The 6,781-nt window shown below is 22.0% G+C and carries 7 protein-coding genes; 5 read left to right on the forward strand and 2 right to left on the reverse strand.

What is annotated here, in order from left to right; all coding sequences use genetic code 11:
• The first annotated feature begins 73 nt into the window (after positions 1 to 73).
• The 4 genes from Q0K19_RS10850 (at position 74) to Q0K19_RS10865 (ending at position 3,293) form a co-directional block, all read left to right on the forward strand.
• Positions 74 to 1,165, forward strand: coding sequence for a hypothetical protein (locus Q0K19_RS10850; protein ID WP_297247824.1), 1,092 nt, complete (start codon positions 74 to 76; stop codon positions 1,163 to 1,165).
• 425 nt (positions 1,166 to 1,590) lie between these two features.
• The gene (locus Q0K19_RS10855; RefSeq protein ID WP_297247826.1) at positions 1,591 to 2,430 is read left to right on the forward strand and encodes a DUF2971 domain-containing protein; all 840 of its coding nucleotides are present in this window, start codon (positions 1,591 to 1,593) and stop codon (positions 2,428 to 2,430) included.
• Between the two features lie 13 nt (positions 2,431 to 2,443).
• The gene (locus Q0K19_RS10860; RefSeq protein ID WP_297247828.1) at positions 2,444 to 2,866 is read left to right on the forward strand and encodes a hypothetical protein; all 423 of its coding nucleotides are present in this window, start codon (positions 2,444 to 2,446) and stop codon (positions 2,864 to 2,866) included.
• Entirely contained in the window at positions 2,847 to 3,293 is a 447-nt protein-coding gene (locus Q0K19_RS10865; RefSeq protein ID WP_297247830.1) for a hypothetical protein, read from the forward strand. The genes Q0K19_RS10860 and Q0K19_RS10865 overlap by 20 nt, the downstream gene beginning before the upstream one ends.
• 125 nt (positions 3,294 to 3,418) lie before the next feature.
• On the opposite strand, the gene Q0K19_RS10870 is transcribed toward Q0K19_RS10865, so the two are convergent.
• Together Q0K19_RS10870 and Q0K19_RS10875 are read right to left on the reverse strand one after the other, a co-directional pair.
• Positions 3,419 to 3,820: a tetratricopeptide repeat protein gene (locus Q0K19_RS10870; protein WP_297247832.1), complete on the reverse strand. Its 402-nt coding sequence runs from the start codon at positions 3,818 to 3,820 to the stop codon at positions 3,419 to 3,421.
• A 740-nt stretch (positions 3,821 to 4,560) separates the two neighbouring features.
• Complete coding sequence (locus Q0K19_RS10875) at positions 4,561 to 5,583, reverse strand: AAA family ATPase (protein WP_297247834.1); 1,023 nt, start codon at positions 5,581 to 5,583, stop codon at positions 4,561 to 4,563.
• 141 nt (positions 5,584 to 5,724) lie between these two features.
• On the opposite strand from Q0K19_RS10875, the gene hisA reads away from it, so the two are divergent.
• Positions 5,725 to 6,441 (forward strand): 1-(5-phosphoribosyl)-5-[(5-phosphoribosylamino)methylideneamino]imidazole-4-carboxamide isomerase, encoded by a 717-nt coding sequence (hisA, locus tag Q0K19_RS10880; protein WP_297247836.1) that lies wholly within the window; start codon positions 5,725 to 5,727, stop codon positions 6,439 to 6,441.
• Positions 6,442 to 6,781 lie beyond the last annotated feature (340 nt).

Genomic DNA, 6,781 nt, shown 5'->3' on the forward strand with positions numbered 1-6,781 from the left:
TAAAAAAGGAACTATATATAGTTTTATTTTATTATATTATTAATATAATAAAACATGTTAATTAGGAGTTAATATGTCGTTAGATGAAGAATTAGAAAGAATTAATATAGAAGATACAAATCATATAATGATACTTCAAAATATAATAGCTGATCTAAATAAATATGAAATAAATGATTATAATAAAGTATTAAATTTATTATATGAAATTGAAAAAAAATACCCTAAATATTTTATTGTTACTACATTAATAGCAGAAATTTTATATAATAGTGATAATGAAGAATATATTAAAGATTCAATAAAGTACTACAATAAAACTATATATTTAATATCAGAATTAAAAGATGTTACTGTTAGAGAACAATTATGGAAATGTAATTGTTATGGTAAAATAGCTAATTTTTATTTTGATAGAAAAGAATATCCGAATGCCTCTTATAATTATGAAAATATTCTAAATATATTAGAAAATATAAAAAATAAGGATGATAAATTAATGTTATTTACAGCTGATAATTATTTTGCAAATGCTAATGCATATTATAATGAGTTTTTAAAATCAGGAAATATGGATAACATAGAAATAATGTTTGAATATTACAATAAAGCAATAGATAGTTATAATTTGATAGATAATAAAGATTATAACATTATGAAAAATATAGGAATGTGTCATTATCAAATAGCAAATATTAATTTAAAGTGTAATATGCATAATTTAACTATTACTAATTTCGATTTGAAGTCAGAAATGTTTGATGTTTGTATAACAAATTTTAATGCTGCGATAAGTAATTTTCAATATATATTAGAAAATAGTGTTACTAATTTACTATCAAATTATCAACAATTTGAAATTAATTTTAAAATAGCAGAGTCATATTTTTATTTGGGATATATTTATTATCTATATCATTTAAGCAGTAATATGTTCCAATGTTATGAAAATGCTATGTTTTACTATAACAATTCTTTTAAATTAATTTCTAATACTGATGATACAAAAAATCAAATAGTTGTTTTAAATCAAATAGGTATTTTATATTCGTATTTTGGAAATTATAAATTATCTGTAAATATATATAAATATGCAGTTAATATTATAGGAGATATTAAAAATATAAAAAATGATCCTCAATTATACTTATCTATATATATATAAATTTAGCTAGTTCTTATATAAAAGATAAAAATTATGATAAAGCAATTGAAATATCAAAATATCTATATGATAATATAGAAAATATAGGTCTTAATAATGAACATGATATTACAAGTATCATATTATCATTATCTATAATATATGCTATAACTAGAAAATATGATGAGGCTATAACAATTCTTAAGAAAGCAATTAATGAAAATTATACACATTATGATATATATCATAATTTAGGTCGTTGTTTAATTGAAAAAGGAAATTATAAAGAGGGTATTTATTATATATCTAAATCTAATAGAGAACAATCAAAAGCTTATTTAGCTTATGCTCATCTAAAATTAAATGAAAATGAAAAAGCATATGATATATTAGATGAACTTGTAAAAGATAATTTAAATTACGATGTTTTCATTATTTTATATAGAATGTATAAAGAAGGTATATTAGATAAATCAAAAGCTAAAAATGTTTTTGAAAAAATATTGAAAAAAAATATAGAATCATATATTTCCAATAATATTAACAATATAAAAGATAATATATTATATCAATATATACCATGGTATTCTAACAATATACCTGATGAAGTTAAAGACCTTATAGAAAATGAGCAAATTGAATTCAGAAATCCAACTACATTCAATGATCCAATAGATCCTCCTACAAAACTATTAAAAAAAGATGATATACTTTATGAATTAACTAATAATTTTCAAATATCTTGTTTAACTACAGAACCATATAATATATTAATGTGGGCACATTATGCTAATAAACATAATGGCATATGTATTGCTTATGATATTACAGATTTTCTTAATGAAAAAGATGTTTTATTAGAAAAGTTAATGTATACAACAAAACTAACTTTTGACTATGAAAATGAATTGGATAGTTTTTTTAATATTGAAGATAAATATCATCATTTATCTAGTGATAATATATATCCTTTACATTTATTTTTAACTAAAAATGTTCAATGGAGTTATGAAAATGAATTTAGATTAATTAAATATATAGATAATATTGATGATATTAATTATATTGATGGATATGATTTGATTAAATATATTGATGTTAAAGATAAGAGTAAGAAAATTAAAATAAGAAAAAAACTCCATATTAAACATATTTATTTAGGAAAAGATATAGAAGAAAAAGATCAAGAAATTATAAAAAATATAGCAGATAAAAAAAATATTCCTGTTTTAAAAATAAAATGTAAAGAAAGTAATCTATATGAACTAGAAAGTTATGATTTGTAAATGGAGTATTTTTATGAAAGATAGGGGAGAAATTAATATAGCAGTTGCTAATTATTTTGATAATAATTTTAATAATTTTTCTATACTTAATAGAAGAGATGGTAATAATGTACAGTCTAAAGATGAATTAAGACATATTATTATAGGAAGATGGTATTATGGGCTTTATTTGTTAGCTAAAGAAAAATTAGGAAAACAATATATAAGCCATACAGGATATTTTGATAAAAATAATAATCGTATATTAGGTATATGGGAAAATTTAGATGATAATGCTAAGATAAAAGGGGTATCATATGATTTTGAAAAAAATGGTACTTTATTATTAAATATGAGAAACAAATATGAATATAATGGTGTAAATGTTCCAGATACAATGTTTAAAAAAGCTAAAACTATATATGAGGATATGTATAATGAATTACAAAATATATAATAGAGCCATACAAGAATATATAAATGAAATTAGAAATCTTAATATTATATCTGATATAAAAGTGTTTTATGATCAATCTTTATTTATTATTTATTTAATGGATAGTTCTTTGGATAAAAGAATAGAAAATATTGAATTGAATTTAAGAAAGAAATATAGAAATGCTTTTAATAAAAATATATATGTTGAAGAATTTTATTCTTTTTATGGAAACAAAAATGAAGCAGATGATGAAATTAAAAATTGCGTTATAACTGATATAACATCTAATTTTTCAAATGTTAATATTCAAAAAATGAAAATGGGCAAAAAATTGATTAAGCAAAATAATATGAATGTATATAATCCTCCAATGAAAAATAATATTGCATATCATATTTCATTTTATAGCGGAACTTTACCCTCTAAAAAATATTTATCTGCATAAAAGAACATATATTCTATATAAGTTCAAATATACTTTAAAAAATGTATATTTATACACTAAAATAATTAATTATATAATATATAAAACATCGTTTTATACCTAAAATTTTGTTAGTTAATTAATTTTTATTTCAAACTGTATTTGTTTTCAATGTTTTTTATATTTTCTATTACAGTAGTATTAGTAGTATCTAATTCCAAGGCTTTTTTATAATCTTTTAATGCTTCTTTGTATAATCCCAAACTATATTTAGCATTTGCTCTATTACAGTAAGCTTCAAAATAATTATTATCAAGTTCTATTGCTCTGTCATAATCTTTAATAGCATCTTCAAAAAGTCCCATATCATATTTAATTGTGCCTCTATTATTATATGATTTAATATGATACGGATCTATTTTTAAATCTTTATTATTTTTTAAGGTTTCTTCATAAAAGTTTATAGCTTTATCATAATCTTTTAAGCGAGATTTTTCTAGTTTGGATTTGTCTATAGGCTTTTTAAAGAAATAGCTAAAGATTGACATTAGCAACTCCTATATAGTAAATATTGATATATAATTATAACATAAATAATTTTTTATATTTTAAAATTTTATTTATAACCCCGCCATTTATTCTTTATTATTTTATTTTGAAATTATAATTTTTATTATCTTTATAACTTAATCAGAAATTATGACACCCGCCCAAGTTTTTATTAGATTTAAAATTTTTAAGTTTGTCAATTTTTTATTCAACTTTTTCCCGCCTCACACGCTCTGCGGGATTCGCCAAAGTAGCTGCCGTAGGCACGCTTCGCGAAAACGCAATTGCTAGAGCTTTATATTAAAAATATGCCTATTAAATATATGGTATAACTTATAAAAATGCAGTTCTTCGCGAAGCGTATCCGAGTTTATCGAGGATATAGCTTCTCACTGTAGGCGTACTTCGTATGTGGCAATACCACACCTACACTTACAGTGGACTTCGTCAGGTACTCCTTTCAGTCGCAGTACTTCCTTCGGTCGCAAAATAAGTGGGGTGCTGCACACTGTGTATTTCGTAAGGGCAAAGCCCTGCAGATATTTAAAATTTAAAAAAATTATTTCTGACAAAATATAGTTGTTTATGTATATACAGAAGTTAACAAAAGTAATTATTTATGTATGTAATTTATAGTATTGTTATGGCTGTGGAGTGTATATGATAAATTTATATTTTTTATATATTTGTGGAAGTATTACCTAATTAATTTTAGATAAATACTACCGCAAATAAAAATTTATTGTTGATTAGAATTATTTTCTACAAATTCCCTGGCACTATCAACATTATAATTATAAGATTTAAACCCTTCTTCTTCAGTATTCGCTATATTTATAATGTTTATTGAGTCTTTTATATCATTAAACTCTTCATTATTGTTTATTGTTTCATGTAAAAGTTTTAATGTTTCATAATTATTGATTGTGAAAAACATTTGTATATCATTATTTCTACTTAAATTTAAAATGCTTTTAAATAAATATTTAGCTGTTTCATTGTCTAAAGAGCTGGCTATATCATCTGCTAAAATAACATTATTTTTATTTGCAGCTATTGGAAGTATTATAGATAAATATTTTTTTAATCCTTCACCCATTAAATTTAATATTACTAACTTATTCATTCCTTCAATATTAATATAAATATCATTGTTAAGTACATTTATTGCTTTTATATTCTTGTTGAAAAATGAAAGCATTTCTATTATAGGCTCTTCATTTTTATTTTTTAAAATTTCTATTAAATATGCTGTTAATGTATTGTATTCTATATTACTTGTTATATATGTTTCTTCTCTATTTCCTACATTATCAGTTTTTTTATTCATCATATATATTGTATTATTGATGTTTGGAATATTTAATTTTTTTTCTTCTATAGTGTCATCATTGTTGATTATAGTATTATAGTTTAATTCTATATTATCATCTTTAGGTATTTTATTATCTTTTAATACTGGGCTGATATTTATATTGTAGCTTGTATTATCATATTTATTATAATTAAAATTTATATTGTTGTTATAATCAAAATTATAAAATAATGTTTTTATTTCAGTTTTATTTTCTTTGAATCTGCTAATAGTTTTTATATTTTCTATTACATTAATACGGGATTCTGATAAAATAAGCATTAAGGCTTCAAGTATAGTAGTTTTTCCGGAATTATTTTTTCCTACTAAGAAATTTATTTTTTTTATATCATCTATTTTAATTTTGTTAAAACATTTAAAATTTTCTATATATAAGTCTTTAATCATAATAAAATCCATTGAATTTAAATTAATCTAAAATTAAATATCGGAGTTTTGAGAAAAAAATAGAGTTTATTAATTTTTACATTTATAAATTATATGCTATAATAAATACAATTATCAATATAATATTTTAGGGGATTAAAAATGTATATACTGCCAGCGATAGATTTGAAAAACGGAGAGGTTGTACGGCTTGTAGAAGGAGATTATGATAATAAAACAACTTATTTTAAAGATCCTTTAGAAGTTTTGGATTTTTTTATTGAAAGCGGAAGCAGTTATTTGCATGTTGTTGATTTAGATGGGGCAAGCGACGGAGAAACTATTAATTTTAAAACAATAGAAAAAATAATAAAAAAATGCGATTTATTTGTAGAAGTAGGCGGCGGTATAAGAAATGAAGAAACTATAAAAAAATATTTGGATATAGGTGTTAAAAGAACAATATTAGGAACTGCAGCTGTTGAAAATATTGATTTTACTAATAATATGATTAATAAGTATAAAGAGCACATAGCAGTTTCTATTGATTCAAGAGATAGAATGATAGCTGTTAAGGGATGGAAAGAGATAAAAAAAGAAGATTCTGTTGAATTTTGTATTAAATTGGATAGCATGGGAATAGATACTATTATATATACAGATATTTCAAAAGACGGCAAACTTTCCGGCACTAATTTGGATATTTATAAAGAGTTAAGAGAAAAAAATTCATGTAATATAATAGCTTCAGGCGGTGTTACATTTGAAGAAGAAATTATAAAATTAAGAGATATGAAAATTAATGGGGCTATAGTTGGAAAAGCTATATATGAAGGTAGAATGGATTTGAAAAGAATAATAGAAATGGCAAAGCAGTAATTTAATATTGTAATAATAGTGTTGTATATAATTGCTAAATTTTTTGGGGGATTATAAAGGTTGTGAGATAATTATTGAGTAACTTTTATTAGTAATAATATTATATGTAATTATTAATCTTTAGGGGGATTGTAAAAGTTGTGAGCTATAGCTTGATATGATTAGCGAACAATTTTTATTAGCAATATTTTTTATATGCGGTTATTAATTTTTTGGGGGTATCATAAAAATTGTGAGCGTCTAGCAAATTTATTTGCTAGAGTTGATTAGCGAACAATTTTTATTAGCAATATTTTTTATATGCGGTTATTAATTTTTTGGGGGTATCATAAAAATTGTG

The organism is uncultured Brachyspira sp. (assembly GCF_944393015.1).
Taxonomy (GTDB): Bacteria; Spirochaetota; Brachyspiria; order Brachyspirales; family Brachyspiraceae; genus Brachyspira.